The organism is Halorhabdus utahensis DSM 12940, assembly GCF_000023945.1.
GTDB classification, from domain to species: domain Archaea; phylum Halobacteriota; class Halobacteria; order Halobacteriales; family Haloarculaceae; genus Halorhabdus; species Halorhabdus utahensis.
This window is the reverse complement of record NC_013158.1, coordinates 2,030,731-2,048,591: the sequence shown is the minus strand read 5'-3', so window position 1 is coordinate 2,048,591 and position 17,861 is coordinate 2,030,731. Positions and strand designations below refer to the sequence as shown.

Genomic DNA, 17,861 nt, shown 5'->3' with positions numbered 1-17,861 from the left:
GGGGAACGATGTTCACGGGCATAATCGAGGACGTCGGATCCGTCGAGGCCATCGACCGGCGGGCGAACGCGCTCGTCCTGACAGTCCACTCGACGGAACTGACCGACCTCGAACTCGGCGACAGCGTCGCGGTCAACGGTCCGTGTCTCACGGTCGTCGAAATCGACGAATCGGCCGAGACGTTCACCGTCGAGGTGACGCCCGAGACCTACCGGCGGACCAACCTTCGTGAGCTACAGCCGGGCAGTCCGGTCAACCTCGAATCGGCGCTACAGTTGAACGACGGCCTCGACGGCCACCTCGTGACGGGTCACATCGACGGGACCGGCGTCGTGACCGATCTCCGCCGCGAGGAGAAAGCACGGATCTACTCGATCCGACCGCCGGAGAAGTTGTTGCCCTACCTCGCCGAGAAGGGGTCGGTGGCGGTCGACGGCGTCAGCCTGACCGTCGTCGACGTCGATCGGACCTTCAGCGTCTCGATCACCGATTACACGGAAGACGAGACGATCCTCACGGAGACCGGCGTCGGCGACGAGGTCAACCTCGAAGTCGACGTGATCGCACGCTACGTCGAGCGGTTGGCCGGGGAGGCAGACGGCGAGACGGACCTCATGAGCAAACTCGAAGCACTCAACCAATGACAGTCATCGAATCGGACCGGGATCGCTCGCGCTTCGACGACATCGAGACGGCGATCGACGCCATCGAGGACGGCGAGATGATCCTGTTGGTCGACGAGCAGAGTCGCGAGGACGAGGGCGACCTGTACGTGCCCGCGGAGGCGATCACCCCCGAGCAGATGAATTTCATGCTCAAGCACGGCCGTGGACTGGTCTGTGCGCCTGTCAGCCCCGAAATCACGGACGATCTGGGCCTCGAACAGATGGTCCCCGCCTCCGAGAACACCGAGGAGATGAGTACCCGCTTCACCGTCTCGGTCGACGCCGCCTCGACGGGGACGGGCATCTCGGCGTACGATCGCGCCGAGACGGTCCAGGCGCTGGTCGATCCCGAGACCGAACCGGCAGATCTCGACAAACCAGGACACATCTTCCCCCTGGAGGCCAAAGCCGACGGCGTGCTCGACCGCGAGGGTCACACCGAAGCGGCGGTCGACCTCGCCCGAATCGCCGGCTACCGGCCCGGCGGCGTGATCTGCGAGGTCGTCGACGACGACGGCACGATGGCCCGGGAGGATCGGCTGCTGGAATTCGCCGACGAACACGAGTTGCCGATCGTAACCGTTGCCGATGTCCTCGAGTATCGCCACCTGACCGAGACGCTCGTCTCCCGGGAAGTCGACACCCGGCTGCCGACGGCGTTCGGTACCTTCGACATGTACGGGTACGACTACCGCGGCGAGACCCACGTCGCGCTGGTCAACCTCGACGACGTCGATCCCGAGACCGACCGGCCGCTGGTCCGGATCCACTCGAAGTGTCTGACCGGCGACGCCTTGCACTCCCTGAAGTGTGACTGCGGGTTCCAGCTCGAAGAGACCATGCAACGCATCAGCGACGAGGGTGGCGTCCTGCTGTACCTCGATCAGGAGGGACGCGGGATCGGCCTGCTCAACAAACTCAAGGCCTACGAGTTACAGGAGCACGGCTACGACACCGTCGAGGCCAACGTCGAACTCGGGTTCGAACCCGACGAGCGACGCTTCGACGCGGCCGCCCAGATGCTCAGGGACATCGGGCTGGATCGCGTGCGTCTGCTGACGAACAACCCGCGGAAGGCCGCCGCGCTCGAACGGTTCGAGTTCGACGTCGAAATCGACTCCCTGGAGATCGAACCCAACCCCGAGAACGAGGCCTATCTCGCGACCAAAGCCGAAAAGCTCGACCATCAACTCGACGTGTTCAACTCCGACTGAAGACGATCGCGCAACGCCACACTTACCACCCGACACAACACTCTTTCACCCATGACAGACTACGACGTCACCGAACTCGAAGGCGAACTGGACGCGAGTGGACTGACCGTCGGCATCGTCGTCAGCCGATTCAACGACCTCATCACCGGCAAACTTCTCGACGGCGCGCTCGATACGCTGACCCGTCACGGGGCCAGCGAGGACGACATCGATGTCGCCCGCGTTCCCGGCTCGTTCGAGATCCCCCTGATGGCCAAACGTATGGCCGAAAGCGGCGACTACGACGCCGTGATCGCACTCGGCGCGGTCATCCGCGGCGAAACTCCGCACTTCGAGTACGTCTCCAACGAGGCAACCAAGGGGGTCGCGAAGGCGACTCTCGACACCGACGTTCCGATCTCGTTCGGTGTACTCACGACGGACACGACCGAGCAGGCGATCAATCGCGCGGGCGTCAAGCAGGGGAACAAGGGGAGCGAGGCCGCCGAAAGTGCCATCGAGATGGCGAACCTCCTCGACGAGTTCTAAGCGGACGACGCTTTCAGGGTGGAGTCCGCCCGCCAAGAGGAGTTCCCGATAGCCCCATCCACGGCAATGCCTTTTCCCCGGGGATCCCCTACCGGGAGTGATGACAGTCGTCCTCGCAGGCGTCGGCGCGGATCAATCCAATGTCGGGCGGAACCTCCCGCTGTACGACGACGGGACCTTCGAGTACGTCCCGATCCCGGAGAAAACGCCCGAAACCGACGAATCCGAGACGTTCGGGACCTGGCCGCTTCGGAACGGCGGCGTCGCCGCAGATCTCCTCTCGAAGATCCGGCCGGCTCCGGGCCGTGAGGAAGAGTGGGTCACCGACCCCGAACGGATCGCCGGTTGGCCGCTCCATCGGGATCCGAACTTCGACGCGCTCACCTACGGCGAACACCGCGGCAGCGCCGATCAGCGACAGGGATACGTGCGGCTGCTCGAAGCGCTGGATCCCGGCGATGTCGTCGGGTTCTACGCCGGACTCGCGCCGCCCGGGGGGCATCCACACCGATACCTGATCGGGTATTTCACCGCCGAATCGGTCGTCACGACCGCCGGACGCTCCCCGGCGGAGAAACGGGATCTCCTCGCCGACCATCCCGAAAACGCCCACGCCAAGCGGGCCGACGGCGGCGAACTCTACTACGACCGAGTCGGTGCCGAGGACAAGTACGTCGCCATCGTCGAAGGGCGGGAACCCGGCGGCCTGTTCGAACGCGACCCGATCCGCCTCAGCGAGCGATACGTCAAACCGGGCAACGAGCGCGTCGGATATTACCTCCGCGAGGGGATCGCCGACGAGTGGGACCTGCGTGCACCCGACGCCGATCCCGTCGCACTGACCCGGAAACCAGCCATGTGTTTCGATCTGTCGGGCGAGACGTTCCGGGATCGAAACGGGATCCCGGGAGCGCGTTGAACGCCATTTCTATTGCCGAACACAGAAGTTTCCTCCGCCAGCCTTAATAGTTTGATACGGCTAAATCAAACCACCAATGCAGACGGACGTCATGGAGGATTATCTCAAGGTGATCTATCGGCTCGAGCGCGAGGAGGGCGCGCCCGTCGGGACGTCGGCCATCGCCGACGCCCTAGACGTGACCGCACCGACGGCCACGCGGATGCTCGAAAAGCTAGCCGACGAGGAGTTGATCGAGCGTGAGAAATACAGCGGCGTCGAGTTGACCGAACACGGCCGCCGGATCGCGCTCGAAACAGTGCGCCACCACCGGCTTCTGGAAGCCTACCTCGTCGAGCACCTCGATTACGAGTGGGGGGAAGTCCACGACGAGGCCGAGCGGTTGGAACACCACATCAGCGAGTCCTTCGAGGAGCGCATCGCCGACTTGCTGGGGCATCCGCCGGTCGATCCACACGGCGAGCCGATCCCTGGCGTCGACCTCGAACCGCCGGCCGACGCCGACACGCGCCCGCTTTCGTCGTGTGAATCAGGTGAACGGATCGTCGTCGCGACCGTCCGGGATCGCGACGAGGAGACGCTGCAGTACCTGGCCGACAGCGGGATCGTTCCCGGGCGAAAGGTGACGGTGACCGACGTCACCCCCGTCGACGTCTACGTCCTCGAACACGAGGAGGGGACTCAGCACCTCTCGGCGGCCGTGGCCGAGTCCGTTTACGTCGAGACACCTGCTGAAGAGAGCGATGCCGTCCCCGAGGAGGTGCCCGGGCTGTGACAGAGTACCTGGAGATTCTCGTCGTCGCCTTCGGTATGCAACTAGCGGTGTTGCCGGGCGAGAAGGTCCAGTTCATCATCGCCGGGCTCTCGACGCGGTACCATCCCCTCGTCGTGGTCTCGGCGGCGGGGACCGCCTTCGCCGGGTGGACGGCCCTGGAGATCGGCTTCGGGAACGCCCTCCAGAACGCGCTCCCGGAGATCTATCTCACGGCATTCACAGCCGGACTGTTCGTCCTCTTCGCGGTGCTCATGATCCGATCGGCCCCCGAACCGAACGACTCGACGACCAAGACAGACGGTGGCGTCACGGAGTCGGTCGGGACGCTCGACGTGTCGGTGTTCGGCTACGAGGTGCCGGCACTGCTCGGGGGGTGGCTTCCGATCTTCGCGATGATGGCCGCCGGCGAGTTCGGCGACAAAACCCAGCTCGTGACCATCGGCCTGGCGGCCGACTACGGCGCGACCTCGGCGATCTGGGTCGGCGAGATGCTGGCGATCATCCCGATCAGCCTGCTGAACGCCTACTTCTTCCACCGGTTTTCCCACATGGTCAATCTCCGGAAGGCGCACTTCGGCGGGGCGGCGCTGTTTGGCTTTTTCGCCGCGGACAACGTCCTGAAGATCGTGGCCGGCTTCTCCCTATGGGAAGAGATCATCACGACGATCTCCTCGGTCGTGCTGGCGGCAGTCTGATCCGTCGGCGTGCCAGGGAGTGAGATCGAATCGTTTCGATGATGTGTCCGATTCTCGCCAGGTGGCGTTCCCCAGAAGCGTTATGCATCCGTCTTTCGTAGTAACACGTTACGTGCTCGGAGACGGAAAGCAAAGCGATCGAGCGGACAAGCAGTGGCGGTGAGGGGAGACACATGACACAGGATCGAATGGACCCGACGGACGTATCGCTCACGGCGCTCTCGCGGTCAGTCACGCGAACCGGCGGCAAGTACCTCTGTGGCCTGTTGCGGTGTTCGCTGGCCGATCGCGAACAGGTCGCCACCGGTGATCTCGCGGACCGTCTGAACGTCAGCCGCGCCAGCGTCACCGAGATGGTCGAGAAGTTCGGCGACGGCGATCTCGTCGATCACGAACACTACAAGGGGACGACGCTGACGGGCAAAGGAGAGGTGCTCGCCCGCCATCTGCTGTGGCGACGGTGCGTCACCGAACAGTTTTTCGAACGCGAACTCGCACTCGATATCGACGTCGAGACCGCCTACCGCATCGGGTTCGAATTCCCCGACGCCGGCCTCAACCGGTTGGCCGAACGGATCGACCATCCCTGCGACCGGACGTGCCGGGCGACGGAGCCCGATGAGTGTGCCCAGCTCACTGTCGGCTCCGCGTGATCTGGTTGCCCCCGCTCACAGCGGGGCTGATCTGCTTCGCTCCGCTGTGGGACGGCTGTTCGCCATTCAGATGTTACGGAACGAGAGTGCATTGTAAAACGTCTCCGGCAGTTTCAGCCCGTCATAAAATGTCAATAGTTCCTCAGTAGAGGGAGTAAAACGAGCTGAAACGACCCGAAGGCTCGCCGGGTTATATGGGGATATCGCTCAATGAGTGAAACACGCGACGGTGTCCCCGATGTCAAACTCGAATCCCTCACTCGCCGACCACACGCCGCCGACCGAAGCACAGTCAGTCCAGCGTCACCTCCTCGAACCCGTCCAGGGGGTCGCGTTCTGGGCGTCGATCGCCCTCCCGTTCGTCCAGGTTCCCCTCCTTTTGTCCGGACTGCGCGAGTGGACGACGCTGGCCGCGTTCCTCGCGCTGCTCGCGCTCAACGTCTTCACGTTGTACGTCGGCCACACCTACGGCCGCGAATAGCGACCACTACGGTTGCGCTTCCGCCAGCCAACCGACATACGTCTCACGGATCGCATCCCGTTTTAGCAGGACAAATCCAACCAGAATGACGACGAACCCGGAAGCCGTCGCGACGTCGATGCGTTCCCCCAGCAGGAGAAAGCCAGTCAGCGCGGCGAAGACGGGCGCAACGTAGGAGACGAGGTTGATCTCGACCGGGCCGAGTCGATCCAGCAGGGCGAAATAGAGAAGAAAGCCCAGCGCACTCGCGACCAGCGAGAGATAGCCGAGCGAAAGCAGGGCAGTCGGCGTCCACTCGACTGCGGCCGGTGACTCCCCGAGCGCGAGACTGAGGACGTGCATCAGCACGGCTCCGCCGACCATCGACCACCCTTCCATGGCTTCGATCGACAGTTCAGCGTCGAGCCAGCGGGTGAGCACACTTCCCAGGGCAAAGGCGCACGCAGCGCCAAAGACGAGCAGCGGCCCGATGACGTCACTGGAGAGGAGTCGAGCGGGATCAGGCTGGGCGATGACGACGACGCCAGCGAACCCCAGGGCGAGTCCGGCGACGCCGGCAACCGAAAGACGGTCCCCCGGGAGGGCAAGCCGGGCGAACCCGGCCGTCAGTACCGGCGAGAGACTCACGATGACCGCTGCGGTCGCGCTCGTGGTTTCGAGTTCGCCGACGAACAGCAGGGCGTGATATCCCGCGATGAGGAGAGTCGACCCGACGATGATCGCCGCCAGGTCGCGACGGCTCTCGGGCAGCGGGTCAGTGACGACCGCGGCGTAGCCTAGCACGATGACGCCGGCGACATCGTAGCGGAGTGCGGCGAACAGAACCGGCGGGAACGCCGACAGGCCGGCCTTGATCGCGACGAACGCGCTCCCCCAGATCGCGCCGAGAGCAAGAAACGCGGTGGCGTTTCGATAGCGCACAGTCGGCGTTCGATCCTGGGGCACCTACTGGTTTCCATCTCGCTCGACGGGACGATCCCTTTCAGCGCTCGTTTCGTTCGTCGTCAAGGGCCGTCAGGAGATCCTGACGCGTGACGATCCCGACCAACTGGCCGTCGTCGAGAACGGGTAGCCGGTTGATGTTCCGGGACGTGTCGGCCAGCAGTCCGAGGAGTTCGTCCAGATCAGCATCGGGATCGACAGTCACCACGTCCTCGGTCATGACAGTGCTGATCGGCTTGCGGGCGCTTTTGACCATGTCGATCCCGACATCGAGGTCGTCCCACGAGAGGTCGAAGCCGTAAGTCCGACTCTCCAGGAACGGCGGAAAGCCGATCGGAATCCACAGCACTCGGTTCGAGGGCTGGAACATGTCGACGAGGTCCTCCTCGGTGACGACGCCGACGACGGCCCCGTCCTCGACGACCGGAAACCCGTTGAAGTCCGCACGGGCCAGTCGGGTGAGGACTTCGCTGATCTCGTCGTCAGGGGCGACCGTCTCGACGTCCTCGGTCATCACGTCGCGGGCACGGATCATGCTCCGACGCACACGCCCCGACGCCGTATGTATTCCGGTGAGACGAACAGTAGCGCATAACAGGAAGTCTCATTACGGACCCGTAACAGGATATCCACAATGGCCTCGACGTGGAAGCGCGATTTCGCCAGCGGACTGATCGTCATCACGCCGCTTTTGGTCACCGTGATGGTCCTCCTGTGGCTGTACAACCGCCTGGAGGGGATTCCACTGCCGGTCGAACCCGCACCGCTTCGGGTCGGGTTGACGATCGTCGTGTTCATCCTGCTGGTGTTCGCCGTCGGGTATCTGATGCGGACCGCCGTCGGCTCGATCGTCGAGGACGCGATCGACGATCTCATGAACCAGCTGCCGGGGCTGCGCGTCGTCTACAACGCCTCGAAGATGGCAGCCGAAACTGCGCTCTCGGGCACCGACGAACTCCAGGCACCGGTCAAGCTCGAGACCTGGGACGGGATGCGGATGACCGCGTTTCTGACCGGCAAAACCACCGAAGACGGACGGGACGTGCTGTTTCTCCCGACCGCACCGAACATCACGACGGGGTTCGTCGTCGAAGTCGAACCCGACCGCTATACGGAGATCGACGAGCGCGTCGAGGACGCACTGACCCGGATTCTCAGTGCCGGCTTCGGCGAGAGCGACGAAAAATCGATTCAGGTCGACGTCGAAGATGTCGTCAGTGAAGTTGGCGGGAGTCCCGACGGAGAGCGCGACGCCGACTGACGTGCGCGTCCTGCCTCCGTAATTCAAACGTACGTGAACCACTCCTCGCGCTCGCCGGACTCGACGACGTCGAAGAACGCCTGCTGGATCTCGTCAGTGACCGGGCCTTTCGTGCCCAGGCCGATCTCGGTGTCGTCGACGCTCCGGATCGGCGTGACCTCCGCCGCCGTCCCCGAGAAGAACAATTCGTCGGCGGTGTAGAGTTCGCCACGCGAGATGGTCGCGTCAGCGTGGACCGTATAGCCCCGCTCCTCGGCGAGGTCGATCACCGTCTGGCGCGTGATGCCGTCGAGGTTCGACTCGGCGAGGCCCGGCGTGTGAATCTCGCCATCCCGGACGAGGAAGAGATTCTCCCCCGGCCCCTCGGCGACCTGCCCCTCCTTGTTGAGGAGGATCGCCTCGGTGTAGCCGTTCTCCTCGGCCTCTAAGCTCGCCAGCACGCTGTTGACGTACGGCCCGGTGGTCTTTGCGTTGGTCGGGATCTGGCTGGACGCGAACTTCCGCCAGGAGGAAATCGCCACGTCGACGCCCTCTTCGAGTGCCTCTTCACCCAGGTACGCGCCCCACGGCCAGACGGCGATGGCGACCTTCACGGGGGCGTCACCGGGGTTCAGCCCGAGCATGTCGTAGCCGTAGAAGGCGATCGGGCGGATGTAACACGACGGCAGGTCCTCGCGCTCGATGAGTTCGAGCGTGGCCTCGGTGAGTTCCTCGCGGTTGAAGGGGATCTCCATCCCGTAGGGTTTGGCCGACTGATAGAGCCGATCGAGGTGGTCTTCCCACCGGAAGATCGCCGCGCCGTTGTCGGTGTCGTAGCTCCGGACGCCCTCGAAGACGCCCGTCCCGTAGTGGAGTCCGTGCGTGAGGACGTGCACCTGTGCGTCCTCCCAGTCGACGAATTCACCGTCCATCCAGATCGTCCCGACGTCCATGTCCTCGAAACTCATACTCGCGCAAAAGCACCCCTCCGTTAAGAGTGTTCACGGTTCGTGTGGCTCAGGGCCGGCCGATCACCGCTCGTGAACGTGGACCGTCACGACATCGCCGTCCTCGACGCCGAGTTCCGTCCTGAGTTGGTCGGGGGCGATGATCTCCAGTTCGGCGTCGTCGTAGTGGGTCCGCTCGGGCGAGACGACATGGGCACCCTCGTACGTCGCGGCGTCGCTCTCGAGGGTGATCGGATAACAGTACGCCGGGCCGTAGGTCCGGTCGCCGTCCGCCCAGCCCTCGATGACGACCGGGTCGAGGGCGTTCATCCGCGCCCGGGCACGGGCGCTGCGGTCGTCCAGCGTGAGGTTGAAGGTGCCAGGATATGGCTCGTAGCCGAGTTTGTCGACGAACTGTCTATGATACCCCGACAGCGAGACGTAGTGCCGTCCCTCGCCCATGCCGCTCTCGACCGCGCCGGCGAGCGTCACGCCGATGCCGTGCTCGAAGATGCGCTGGTACTCGGCGTACTCCTCCTGGAGGAGGCGCTCGCCGTCGTCGGTGACCCGGACCCACTGGCCGTCGCTGACGATCTCCCGGGCGACCAGATCGGCGTCCTCCAGGCGCTGGAGGCGGCGCGAGGCGGTCTGGGTGGAGGCGTCGAGTTTCGACGCGAGGCCGGAGCCGGTGATCTTGGCGTCGCCGTCGACCGCGCCGGCCAGCGCCAGCAGTTTCAGCGTCGCCAGTTCGGCGTATCCGATCGACTCGTCCGGGAGGTCTGCCATCGCCGCCGGATTGGACGGGATCACGGATAAACACACCGGGAGCGGCAGGGGCGTTCCCACGGACGGTTTTGGAGGGATCGGGAAAGGAGTCCTGTATTCGCACGCCCTTTTCCGAGGGCAGTCAGGACTGCCGTGCGAGATATCGGGCACATAACCCGGATGGATCCTTTTGATTCAAAATTCGGCAGGTCTAGTTTTATTCATCAGTATTTATATGTTTAAGATAATAAACCGAACCGCGTGAGATCAAGGTCTCTTGAGATATTTGTACTATAAGAGTATCATTGCAGATATGATTATAAACGTAATTGGGAGAACGAAACGGAGCCCCCGCAATATTTTACTCCATCGTCGTCCATTTCTCTTTTCCTTGTAAGACAAGTTCCCTTTCTGGTTCAGTTCTTTGACATACGGGAGTTTTAACAGTTCAATACCCCAGCCGAGAAGGCCGAGTATCATTGCAACAGCTCCAACGGATAGGATTTCAGGACTATCGAGATAAACGGGTTCTACGAACAGCGCTGCAAGAATAAGGATGAAACCAATGGTACTCAAGAATTTATGAATATTATCATAAGGAAGATCAGGAAGATCCATATCTATTTCAAGTTTGTTTCTATCCACCTTCAATGCTTTGACCACTCAAATTACCGAGGTAATTTATGACGATTTCTGTACGGTTATTTGATGAAAACTTTTCCCTATGAGGACGCCGATTTTCGTAGTTCAGGAGTCTGTAACCTTTCTGAGTCGAGATTCCCGCTAGATTGATCTCACGACCGACCGCCCTTCGGCGTCCAGCCAGTCGTCGTCCCCTCCTCCCAGAAGTCGCTGTCGGGCGCGAGTTTCTCGACCCAGGTGTCTTCCTCGCGGGCGAGCATCGCGACCCGGGAGTCCGCCGACTCCTTGATGACGTCGTGGGCGGGCAGGAACTCGCCGACAGCCTCGGTGAAGGACAGGACATCGTCGTGGTCGGGCATCGACGACCGATCCAGCCGCCCGCGGGAGTGGCCGACGTGCATGTAGGCCTTCAACTCGTAGAAGTCGACGTCCGCGCGATCGGCCACCGCGGCGTACCACGCTGGCCGGGCCATGTTGTAGCCGTCGATCAGCGTCGTCCGGAGGACCGTCCGGGTGTCGTCCTTCGCGGCGAGGACGTCCAGCGTGTCGATCAGGCGATCCCAGGCGTCGTCCTCGACAGCTTTGACGACGTCGTCGAACGTCCGGCGGTCGGCGGCGTCGACGGAGACGTACAGCTGGGTGGGATCACACTCCGCGAGCATCTCCGGGTCCGTTCCGTTCGAGACGAGGAAGGTCGTGATCCCGCGATCGTGAAAGGCCTCGATGAGTTCGGGCAGGTGGGGGTACAAGGTGGGCTCGCCGTCGAGGGAAATTGCAACGTGACGGGGTTCCATGGCCTCCTCGAAGCGCTCGCGCGGGACGTCGTCGTTGCCGCCATAGCCCGAGAGGAGCTTGCGCTGGAGGTCGATCGAGGCGTCGACGACTGCCTCCGGGTCGTCCCACTCGACATCGTCGAGTTCGTAGGTGTGGCCGGCGTGATCGCGCCAGCAGAAGACACACCGCTCGTTGCACCGGACGACCGGCGTCATCTGGATACATTGGTGCGAGCGAATTCCGTAGAAGGCGTACTTATAACAGCGGCCTTCCCCCCGGAGGGCGTTGTCAGTCCACCCGCAGGTCTGGGCCGCGGTGTGGCCCTCGCTGTGGTAGTCGGGATCGGTGACCTGGCGAGTGTCGTCGCTCATTACGCACTGGTTATCTCACAGAACACCAAAAGAACACGGATCGCGGGGATTCTCACTCGAGAAGGTCGAGGGTGTCTTTGTGCTTCGAAATCAGGTCCCGAACACGCTTCCGATAGGCAGCATCTGGCCCCTTGTCGGCTCGCTTCTCTGGTTCATTTTTGTCCATGGTTGTCTCCTCCAACAGGCGACGTGGTACTCTACCCGATAGTACGATCGCCTACTAGAGCAAACCGGGTTGGTCTACTTGAAATATACGCACTTTGTGACTTTCGAGAAGTGAATTCAAATGATCTGTTCTGTGTCATCGACCGTCTACCCCGTCGAAAGGCAAGCTTCAGAAACCGTCACACCCACATACACTCGTCGCAATACAACGGCCGAGTCATGCGGTCGCTTGCTCCGAAGACGGCGATCGGAAGTCCTCGATGTGGTCGTAATAGTACGCCAGTGCTCGATGGACATCTGCGAGCGCGAGATCGGGGTACAGTTGCGTGATCTCGTCCGGATCGTAGCCGCTGTGTTCGTACGCCGAGGCGATATCCTTCACCCGGATCCCTGTTCCCTCGACCGTCGGCGTGCCATCACTGTGGTCGGGGTCTCGAACGATTCCCATACTGACTCTTTGGACGCTCTGCAACTTCAACTTGCGGTCGCATGAAGTCGCTGACCAGAAGTATGCTGATCCAGTTTTCGAGCTCGTCACTGGTGGCAAACCCGGTTCTGCTCGTCAACAGCAGCCTACTACTCCCCGATCGAGATCATGCCCTTGATCGCATCGTCGTCATCGTGGGCGCGCTCGAAGGCTTCCTTGACGTTGGCAAGCGGCTCGGTGAAGTCGGCGATCCACTCGATGTCGGCGGCACCCTCGGCCAGCAGGTCGATCGCCGGGCCGTAGCGGTTGGCGTCCCGGAACGAACCCAGCACGTCGAGTTCGTTGGTGATGATCTCTAAGGCGTCGACCTCGACGGTCGCCTCGTCGGCGAGACCGATCATGACGACCGTTCCACCGCGGCGGGCCGCGTCAATCAGCGCTTCGACATCGGGTTCGGAATCCGTCGCCTCGAAGACCACGTCGGCTCCCCGGCCGTCGGTGTACTCATCGACCGTCGCGGCGAAGTCACCCTCGCGAACGTTGACCGTCGCGTCCGCGCCGTGTTCCTCCGCACGTTCAAGCTTGCTGTCGACGATGTCCGCGACGATGATGTCCGTCGCGCCTGCGGCCCTGGCGGCCTCCATCGTGACCGAGCCGACGGTCCCGCCGCCCAAGATTGCGACGGTATCGCCATGGCCGACGCTCCCGCGACGGGTCGCGTGGAGACCGACCGCGAAGGGTTCACACAGCGCGCCCTCGACCTGGGAGACACTGTCGGGGAGGACGTGTGCGAGATTGGCCGGCCAGACGACGTACTCCGCGAACGCGCCGTCAAAGGGCGGCGTGGCCATGAAGTCGACGTTCGGACAGAGGTTGTACTCGCCGCGACGACAGTGCTCGCACGTGCCACAGACGATGCCCGGTTCGAGTGCGACGCGGTCGCCGATATCGAGTCCCTCGACGTCGTCGCCGACCGCGGCAATGACGCCCGCGCTCTCGTGGCCAAGCAGGAGCGGGTCCTCGACGACGTACTCGCCGATCTTGCCGTGCTCCCAGTAGTGGACGTCGGACTTGCAGATCCCGACGTCGGTCATCTCGACGAGCACCTCGTCGCTCGCCGGCGTCGGTCGCTCGCGCTCCTCGAACTCGAACTCGAGATCTTCAGTGAGGACTGCCGTCTGCATGGCCCGAGATTGCTGGGCCAGCGGTATATAACCCACAGACTACGATCGAACAGGTCACTCGAAGTGTCGTTCGTTCCGATGAACGCCGTACCCTCCGGGATCCGGAAGCGTTCGCCTCGCCATCTCGTAATCCCTATGGTCGCCGGTGGAATACCGTGGGTATGTTCCTGACATTCCGCGACGAGGTCGAGGTCGCACTGTCCGAGGCGCTCTCGGCGCTCGACCTGCCGAGTGACGATCTGGGGATCGAACGCCCCCCGGAAGACGTCCCGGCCGTCCTGGCGTCCAGCGCTGCCTATCGACTCGCCGACGTGGCGGGCGCACCGCCACCGAAGATCGCCGCCGACATCGCGAGCGAGATCGACCCAGCCGAGTACGACTACGTGGGAAGCGTCCAGACCCAGGGCCCCTACGTCAACTTCCTGCCGAGCGATCGCTACTTCGAAGGGACGCTCGAAGCCGCCCAGGCAGCGGACTACGGCACGCTCGAAGACACCGGCGACTCTGTCGTCGTCGAGCACACCAGCGCCAACCCGACCGGCCCGGTCCACGTCGGCCGGGCGCGCAACCCCATCGTGGGGGACGCACTGGCTCGCGTGCTGGAATACGCCGGCAACGACGTCGAACGCCACTACTACGTCAACGACGCCGGCCGCCAGATCGCGGTCTTCACCTGGGCCTACGAGACTTTCGACGAAAGCGACCTCCCCGAACCCGAGCGTGAGTCCCCCGAGTACGAGATGGTGCGGTACTACCGGGCGGCTAACGATTACCTTGAGGAAGCCAGCGAGTCGGAGCAGGAAGCCGCCGAGGACGAGATCGGGGCGATCCTCCAGGGCTTAGAGGAGGGCGACGAGGAGACCTACGAGCGCGTGAGCGAGGTCGTCGATACGGTTCTGGGCGGGATGCGCGAGACCCTCGGACGGCTGCCCGCCGAGTTCGACGAGTTCGTCAAGGAGACGCGGTTCATGCGCGACGGGTCGACCGACGACCTCGTCGATCGCCTCAAGGAACTCGACGCCGCCGTCTTCGAGGAGGATGCCTGGCAACTCGACCTGCCGGACTTCGAGAAGAACCTCGTCTTCCTCCGGTCGGACGGGACCTCGCTGTACACCACGCGGGATCTCGCCCACCACGAGTGGAAGTTCGATAACTTCGACCGGGCGGTGACGGTGCTCGGCGAGGATCACAAACTCCAGGCCGATCAGCTCTCTTCGACGCTGGATCTGCTGGGCCACGACACCGACCGCCTCCAGCAGGTCTTCTACTCGTGGGTCAACCTGCCCGAGGGCGGCATGAGTACCCGTGAGGGAACCGGCGTCGATCTGGACGACTTGCTCGACGAGGCGATCGACCGCGCCCGCGAGGAGGTCGAGGACCGCCTCGAGGACCGCCAGCGGAGCGACGACCTCGACGGGGCGGACGTCGAGCGGATCGCCCACCAGGTCGGGATCGGGGCCGTCCGGTACGATGTCGTTGCCAAACAGCCCACGAAGGGCATCACCTTCGAGTGGGACCGGGCGCTGGACTTCGAGGCCCAGTCGGCGCCCTACGTCCAGTATGTCCACGCCCGCTGCTGTGGCATCATCGACGAGGGGAAAGATGCCGGCTACGAGGTGCCCGAGACGGTGAGTGCGGCGACGCTGACCACTGAGGCGGAACGCGACTTGCTCCGTGCGATCGCGCGGTTCCCCGGCGTGATCGAGCAGGCGGCCGAGGAGCTCCGGCCACACGTCGTCGCGACGTACACCCGCGACATCGCCGAAGCGTTCAACACCTTCTACCGAGAATGTCCCGTGCTCGACGCCGACCCGGAGACACGGGCGGCGCGGCTGGCGCTGGTGGCCGCGGCGCGGACCACGGTCGCCAACGCACTCGACGCGCTCGGCGTTGAGGCACCGAACTCGATGTAGGCGGCCGGTAGAACAGTCGGAGCAGAGTGAAACCGATCCTCAGCGACCGAAGACGCCGAAGACGCCGCCGGATTCCTCGTCCTCGTCCGCTTCCTCCTCGTCGGCCGCTTCGTCCTCGCTCGGGAACCAGACGGTGTCCTGTTCGTCGATCGACCTGGCAGGTTCGCCGATGAGGATGTCCTCAAGTATCTCACCGAGCCGCCGGTAGGCCTCCGCGGCGGGGCTATCGGGGGAGTTGAGTACCAGCGGTTCGTCGGTCGTCGCCTCGGAGTCTTCGGGGACGATGGCGAGTAGGTCCGCGCCGAGATCCTCGGCGACGAGTTCGACGTCCTCCGGGCCGGTCGCTCGCGTCAGGATCGACCCGATGACCTCGCCGTCGACACGCTCGGCCAGCCCGGCGGTCTTGTTCGCGTCGCCGACCGCGACGGTGTCGGGCGTCGTGACCAGCAGAACGCTGTCGGACAACCCCAGTGGAACTGTCGCCTCGTGGCTCAATCCCGCGCCGGTGTCGATCAACACCACGTCGTAGGCGTTGCTCAGCGTCTTGATGACCTTCCGGAGTTTCGCGGGATCGGCGTCGGCGAAGGCCTCAAGGCTCTGCTCGCCGGGAACGACCGTTAATCCACCTGGTGCTTCGGTCAGAGTGTCGCTGACAGCGGCGCGCTCGGCGAGGACCTCGTGGAGGCTGCTGTCGTACTCGACGTCGACCATCGCCGCGAGGTTCGCCATGCCGAGGTCGGCGTCGACGACGACGACGTCGTAGCCGGCGTCCTCGAGTGCGACACCGACGTTGACGGCCGTCGTCGTCTTCCCGACCCCACCCTTGCCGCCTGCGACAGTGAAGACGTGCCCCGTCATTCGCTTGGCTTGATAATCACGAGGGAAGTATATAAAGCCCCGCGTCCGTGTAGCTCCCACGAAATTGATATGCTCCGTCTTCCGGCGGACGATCCCTCAGTTTACACCAGACACCGAAACGACACGCACGAATGCCCACTGAAAGGGGACACACAGGTACCCGCTGTGAGGGGCATCCCGGGTTCCCGCTGAGACGTGCTCGCAAGTGGCTGACGGAGGCGGTCAAAGCATACTTACCGGTGATCCGACTAGAGACTCCCAATGAGTAGCCAGGAAGGACATGAGGGGCAGACAGACCGCCAGAAGTACGAGTTCCGGAAGGTGATCGAGGAACTCGAAGACTTTGACGGGTCCGGCACACAGCTGGTGACGATCTACGTCCCCGACGACACCCAGATCAGCGACGTCGTGGCTCACGTGACCCAGGAACACAGTGAAGCCAGCAACATCAAGTCAAAGGACACCCGGACGAACGTCCAAGACGCCCTGAAGTCGATCAAGGACCGGCTCCGGTATTACGACAACAAGCCGCCGGAGAACGGTCTCGTGCTGTTCTCCGGGGCCGTCGACACCGGCGGTGGCCGGACGGACATGATCACTCGCGTCCTGGAGAGCCCACCCCAGCCCGTCCAGTCCTTCAGATACCACTGTGACTCGGATTTCCTGCTCGAACCACTGGAGGGTATGCTCGAAGACAAGGGGCTGTTCGGCCTGATCGTCCTCGACCGGCGAGAGGCCAACGTCGGGTGGCTCCGGGGCAAGCGTGTCGATCCGGTGAAGTCCGCCTCCTCGCTCGTGCCGGGCAAACAGCGCAAAGGTGGCCAGTCCGCACAGCGCTTCGCCCGGTTGCGGCTGGAGGCGATCGACAACTTCTATCAAGAAGTCGCCGGCATGGCCAACGACCTGTTCGTTCCCGAGCGACACGACCTCGACGGGATTCTCGTAGGCGGCCCCTCGCCGACGAAAGACGAGTTCTTAGACGGCGATTACCTCCATCACGAGATCGGGGACATGGTCCTGGGGAAGTTCGACGTCGCCTACACCGACGAGTCGGGCCTTCACGACCTCGTCGACGCCGCCGAGGAGGTCCTGGCCGAACGCGAGATGCTCCAGGACAAGCAGGTCATGGAGCGCTTTTTCAAGGAACTCCACGACGGCGATCTGGCGACCTACGGGTTCGACCAGACCCGCCAGAACCTCATGATGGGGTCGGTCGAGCAACTCCTCATCAGCGAGGACCTCCGGAAGGACGCCGTCACCTACGAGTGTGCGAACGACCACGAGGAACACGAACTCGTCGATCGGAGCGCCGAGACGCCGGAACACACCTGTTCGACCTGCAGCGAAACCGTCGAGACCGGCGAGCGCGAGGACGCTATCGAGCATCTGATCGGGATCGCCGAACAGCGGGGGACAGAGACGGTCTTCGTCTCGACTGACTTCGAGAAGGGCGAGCAGTTGCTGACGGCCTTCGGCGGCGTCGCCGGCATTCTGCGGTACTCGACGGGCGTCTGATCGTCCGTTCGGTGTGGTGCGAGAACGTGTCGACGTGAAGTGGATACCGTGTCGGCCCAGGGGGGCGTGCCGACACGGCGTCGACACAACGCCAGTTGGATTGGGGATCGATCGTCGAATGGCGTCTCGGGGGTTCGGTGCGGACGCGTCGTATTGTCCGCAATACATGGGAGGACCGGAGGGCAATT

General features: G+C 63.4%; 20 protein-coding genes. 11 read left to right on the top strand and 9 right to left on the bottom strand.

Annotation, left to right across the window (positions count from 1 at the left end):
• Nucleotides 1-8 precede the first annotated feature (8 nt).
• The 8 genes from HUTA_RS09930 to HUTA_RS09895 all read left to right on the top strand — a co-directional run bounded on the left by HUTA_RS09930 (nucleotide 9) and on the right by HUTA_RS09895 (nucleotide 5,930).
• Nucleotides 9-644: a riboflavin synthase gene (locus HUTA_RS09930; RefSeq protein WP_015789769.1), complete on the top strand. Its 636-nt coding sequence runs from the start codon at nucleotides 9-11 to the stop codon at nucleotides 642-644.
• Nucleotides 641-1,879: a 3,4-dihydroxy-2-butanone-4-phosphate synthase gene (ribB, locus tag HUTA_RS09925; RefSeq protein ID WP_015789768.1), complete on the top strand. Its 1,239-nt coding sequence runs from the start codon at nucleotides 641-643 to the stop codon at nucleotides 1,877-1,879. The genes HUTA_RS09930 and ribB overlap by 4 nt, the downstream gene beginning before the upstream one ends.
• A 51-nt stretch (nucleotides 1,880-1,930) precedes the next feature.
• On the top strand, nucleotides 1,931-2,407 hold the full coding sequence (ribH, locus tag HUTA_RS09920) for a 6,7-dimethyl-8-ribityllumazine synthase (protein WP_015789767.1): 477 nt from the start codon (nucleotides 1,931-1,933) through the stop codon (nucleotides 2,405-2,407).
• Nucleotides 2,408-2,507: 100 nt separating this feature from the next.
• Nucleotides 2,508-3,326: an Nmad3 family putative nucleotide modification protein gene (locus HUTA_RS09915; RefSeq protein WP_015789766.1), complete on the top strand. Its 819-nt coding sequence runs from the start codon at nucleotides 2,508-2,510 to the stop codon at nucleotides 3,324-3,326.
• Nucleotides 3,327-3,402: 76 nt separating this feature from the next.
• Nucleotides 3,403-4,101 (top strand): metal-dependent transcriptional regulator, encoded by a 699-nt coding sequence (locus HUTA_RS09910; protein WP_015789765.1) that lies wholly within the window; start codon nucleotides 3,403-3,405, stop codon nucleotides 4,099-4,101.
• The gene (locus HUTA_RS09905) at nucleotides 4,098-4,796 is read left to right on the top strand and encodes a TMEM165/GDT1 family protein (protein ID WP_015789764.1); all 699 of its coding nucleotides are present in this window, start codon (nucleotides 4,098-4,100) and stop codon (nucleotides 4,794-4,796) included. Before HUTA_RS09910 ends, HUTA_RS09905 begins: the two co-directional genes overlap by 4 nt.
• Nucleotides 4,797-4,969: 173 nt before the next feature.
• Entirely contained in the window at nucleotides 4,970-5,449 is a 480-nt protein-coding gene (locus tag HUTA_RS09900) for a metal-dependent transcriptional regulator (RefSeq protein ID WP_015789763.1), read from the top strand.
• 238 nt (nucleotides 5,450-5,687) lie between these two features.
• Nucleotides 5,688-5,930, top strand: a complete 243-nt coding sequence (locus HUTA_RS09895; protein WP_015789762.1) for a hypothetical protein — start codon at nucleotides 5,688-5,690, stop codon at nucleotides 5,928-5,930.
• Nucleotides 5,931-5,936: 6 nt separating this feature from the next.
• On the opposite strand, the gene HUTA_RS09890 is transcribed toward HUTA_RS09895, so the two are convergent.
• Both HUTA_RS09890 and HUTA_RS09885 read right to left on the bottom strand, forming a co-directional pair.
• A complete protein-coding gene (locus HUTA_RS09890) occupies nucleotides 5,937-6,875 on the bottom strand; it encodes a DMT family transporter (protein WP_015789761.1) in 939 nt (312 codons plus the stop codon).
• A 37-nt stretch (nucleotides 6,876-6,912) separates the two neighbouring features.
• Nucleotides 6,913-7,407, bottom strand: a complete 495-nt coding sequence (locus tag HUTA_RS09885) for a CBS domain-containing protein (RefSeq protein WP_015789760.1) — start codon at nucleotides 7,405-7,407, stop codon at nucleotides 6,913-6,915.
• Nucleotides 7,408-7,506: 99 nt separating this feature from the next.
• Here HUTA_RS09885 and HUTA_RS09880 point away from each other — a divergent pair, with 99 nt between their 5' ends.
• Complete coding sequence (locus HUTA_RS09880) at nucleotides 7,507-8,133, top strand: DUF502 domain-containing protein (protein ID WP_015789759.1); 627 nt, start codon at nucleotides 7,507-7,509, stop codon at nucleotides 8,131-8,133.
• Nucleotides 8,134-8,156: 23 nt separating this feature from the next.
• On the opposite strand, the gene HUTA_RS09875 is transcribed toward HUTA_RS09880, so the two are convergent.
• The 6 genes from HUTA_RS09875 to HUTA_RS09855 form a co-directional block, all read right to left on the bottom strand.
• The gene (locus HUTA_RS09875; protein ID WP_049941299.1) at nucleotides 8,157-9,080 is read right to left on the bottom strand and encodes a branched-chain amino acid transaminase; all 924 of its coding nucleotides are present in this window, start codon (nucleotides 9,078-9,080) and stop codon (nucleotides 8,157-8,159) included.
• A gap of 63 nt (nucleotides 9,081-9,143) precedes the next feature.
• Nucleotides 9,144-9,845, bottom strand: a complete 702-nt coding sequence (locus HUTA_RS09870; protein WP_015789757.1) for a DUF120 domain-containing protein — start codon at nucleotides 9,843-9,845, stop codon at nucleotides 9,144-9,146.
• Between the two features lie 270 nt (nucleotides 9,846-10,115).
• On the bottom strand, nucleotides 10,116-10,442 hold the full coding sequence (locus tag HUTA_RS15310; protein WP_143920357.1) for a hypothetical protein: 327 nt from the start codon (nucleotides 10,440-10,442) through the stop codon (nucleotides 10,116-10,118).
• Between the two features lie 176 nt (nucleotides 10,443-10,618).
• Nucleotides 10,619-11,611: a 4-demethylwyosine synthase TYW1 gene (twy1, locus tag HUTA_RS09865; protein WP_015789755.1), complete on the bottom strand. Its 993-nt coding sequence runs from the start codon at nucleotides 11,609-11,611 to the stop codon at nucleotides 10,619-10,621.
• A 382-nt stretch (nucleotides 11,612-11,993) separates the two neighbouring features.
• Nucleotides 11,994-12,224, bottom strand: a complete 231-nt coding sequence (locus tag HUTA_RS09860; protein ID WP_015789753.1) for a DUF433 domain-containing protein — start codon at nucleotides 12,222-12,224, stop codon at nucleotides 11,994-11,996.
• 128 nt (nucleotides 12,225-12,352) lie between these two features.
• Nucleotides 12,353-13,387: an NAD(P)-dependent alcohol dehydrogenase gene (locus HUTA_RS09855; RefSeq protein ID WP_015789752.1), complete on the bottom strand. Its 1,035-nt coding sequence runs from the start codon at nucleotides 13,385-13,387 to the stop codon at nucleotides 12,353-12,355.
• Nucleotides 13,388-13,548: 161 nt separating this feature from the next.
• Here HUTA_RS09855 and argS point away from each other — a divergent pair, with 161 nt between their 5' ends.
• Nucleotides 13,549-15,300 (top strand): arginine--tRNA ligase, encoded by a 1,752-nt coding sequence (gene argS, locus HUTA_RS09850; RefSeq protein ID WP_015789751.1) that lies wholly within the window; start codon nucleotides 13,549-13,551, stop codon nucleotides 15,298-15,300.
• 39 nt (nucleotides 15,301-15,339) lie between these two features.
• Here the strand turns inward: argS and HUTA_RS09845 are convergent, their stop codons facing one another.
• Complete coding sequence (locus HUTA_RS09845; RefSeq protein ID WP_015789750.1) at nucleotides 15,340-16,158, bottom strand: MinD/ParA family ATP-binding protein; 819 nt, start codon at nucleotides 16,156-16,158, stop codon at nucleotides 15,340-15,342.
• A 261-nt stretch (nucleotides 16,159-16,419) separates the two neighbouring features.
• Here HUTA_RS09845 and prf1 point away from each other — a divergent pair, with 261 nt between their 5' ends.
• Nucleotides 16,420-17,673 carry a peptide chain release factor aRF-1 gene (gene prf1, locus HUTA_RS09840; protein ID WP_015789749.1) on the top strand — a complete coding sequence of 418 codons (1,254 nt, stop codon included), beginning with the start codon at nucleotides 16,420-16,422 and terminating at the stop codon, nucleotides 17,671-17,673.
• The last annotated feature ends 188 nt before the right edge of the window (nucleotides 17,674-17,861 follow it).

Coding starts and splice junctions, on each gene's coding strand:
- HUTA_RS09930 (WP_015789769.1), top strand. CDS start 9: ATGTTCACGGGCATAATCGAGGACGTCGGATCCGTCGAGGCCATCGAC.
- ribB (WP_015789768.1), top strand. CDS start 641: ATGACAGTCATCGAATCGGACCGGGATCGCTCGCGCTTCGACGACATC.
- ribH (WP_015789767.1), top strand. CDS start 1,931: ATGACAGACTACGACGTCACCGAACTCGAAGGCGAACTGGACGCGAGT.
- HUTA_RS09915 (WP_015789766.1), top strand. CDS start 2,508: ATGACAGTCGTCCTCGCAGGCGTCGGCGCGGATCAATCCAATGTCGGG.
- HUTA_RS09910 (WP_015789765.1), top strand. CDS start 3,403: ATGCAGACGGACGTCATGGAGGATTATCTCAAGGTGATCTATCGGCTC.
- HUTA_RS09900 (WP_015789763.1), top strand. CDS start 4,970: ATGACACAGGATCGAATGGACCCGACGGACGTATCGCTCACGGCGCTC.
- HUTA_RS09895 (WP_015789762.1), top strand. CDS start 5,688: ATGTCAAACTCGAATCCCTCACTCGCCGACCACACGCCGCCGACCGAA.
- HUTA_RS09885 (WP_015789760.1), bottom strand. CDS start 7,407: ATGATCCGTGCCCGCGACGTGATGACCGAGGACGTCGAGACGGTCGCC.
- HUTA_RS09880 (WP_015789759.1), top strand. CDS start 7,507: ATGGCCTCGACGTGGAAGCGCGATTTCGCCAGCGGACTGATCGTCATC.
- HUTA_RS09875 (WP_049941299.1), bottom strand. CDS start 9,080: ATGAGTTTCGAGGACATGGACGTCGGGACGATCTGGATGGACGGTGAA.
- HUTA_RS09870 (WP_015789757.1), bottom strand. CDS start 9,845: ATGGCAGACCTCCCGGACGAGTCGATCGGATACGCCGAACTGGCGACG.
- HUTA_RS15310 (WP_143920357.1), bottom strand. CDS start 10,442: ATGGATCTTCCTGATCTTCCTTATGATAATATTCATAAATTCTTGAGT.
- twy1 (WP_015789755.1), bottom strand. CDS start 11,611: ATGAGCGACGACACTCGCCAGGTCACCGATCCCGACTACCACAGCGAG.
- HUTA_RS09860 (WP_015789753.1), bottom strand. CDS start 12,224: ATGGGAATCGTTCGAGACCCCGACCACAGTGATGGCACGCCGACGGTC.
- HUTA_RS09855 (WP_015789752.1), bottom strand. CDS start 13,387: ATGCAGACGGCAGTCCTCACTGAAGATCTCGAGTTCGAGTTCGAGGAG.
- argS (WP_015789751.1), top strand. CDS start 13,549: ATGTTCCTGACATTCCGCGACGAGGTCGAGGTCGCACTGTCCGAGGCG.
- HUTA_RS09845 (WP_015789750.1), bottom strand. CDS start 16,158: ATGACGGGGCACGTCTTCACTGTCGCAGGCGGCAAGGGTGGGGTCGGG.
- prf1 (WP_015789749.1), top strand. CDS start 16,420: ATGAGTAGCCAGGAAGGACATGAGGGGCAGACAGACCGCCAGAAGTAC.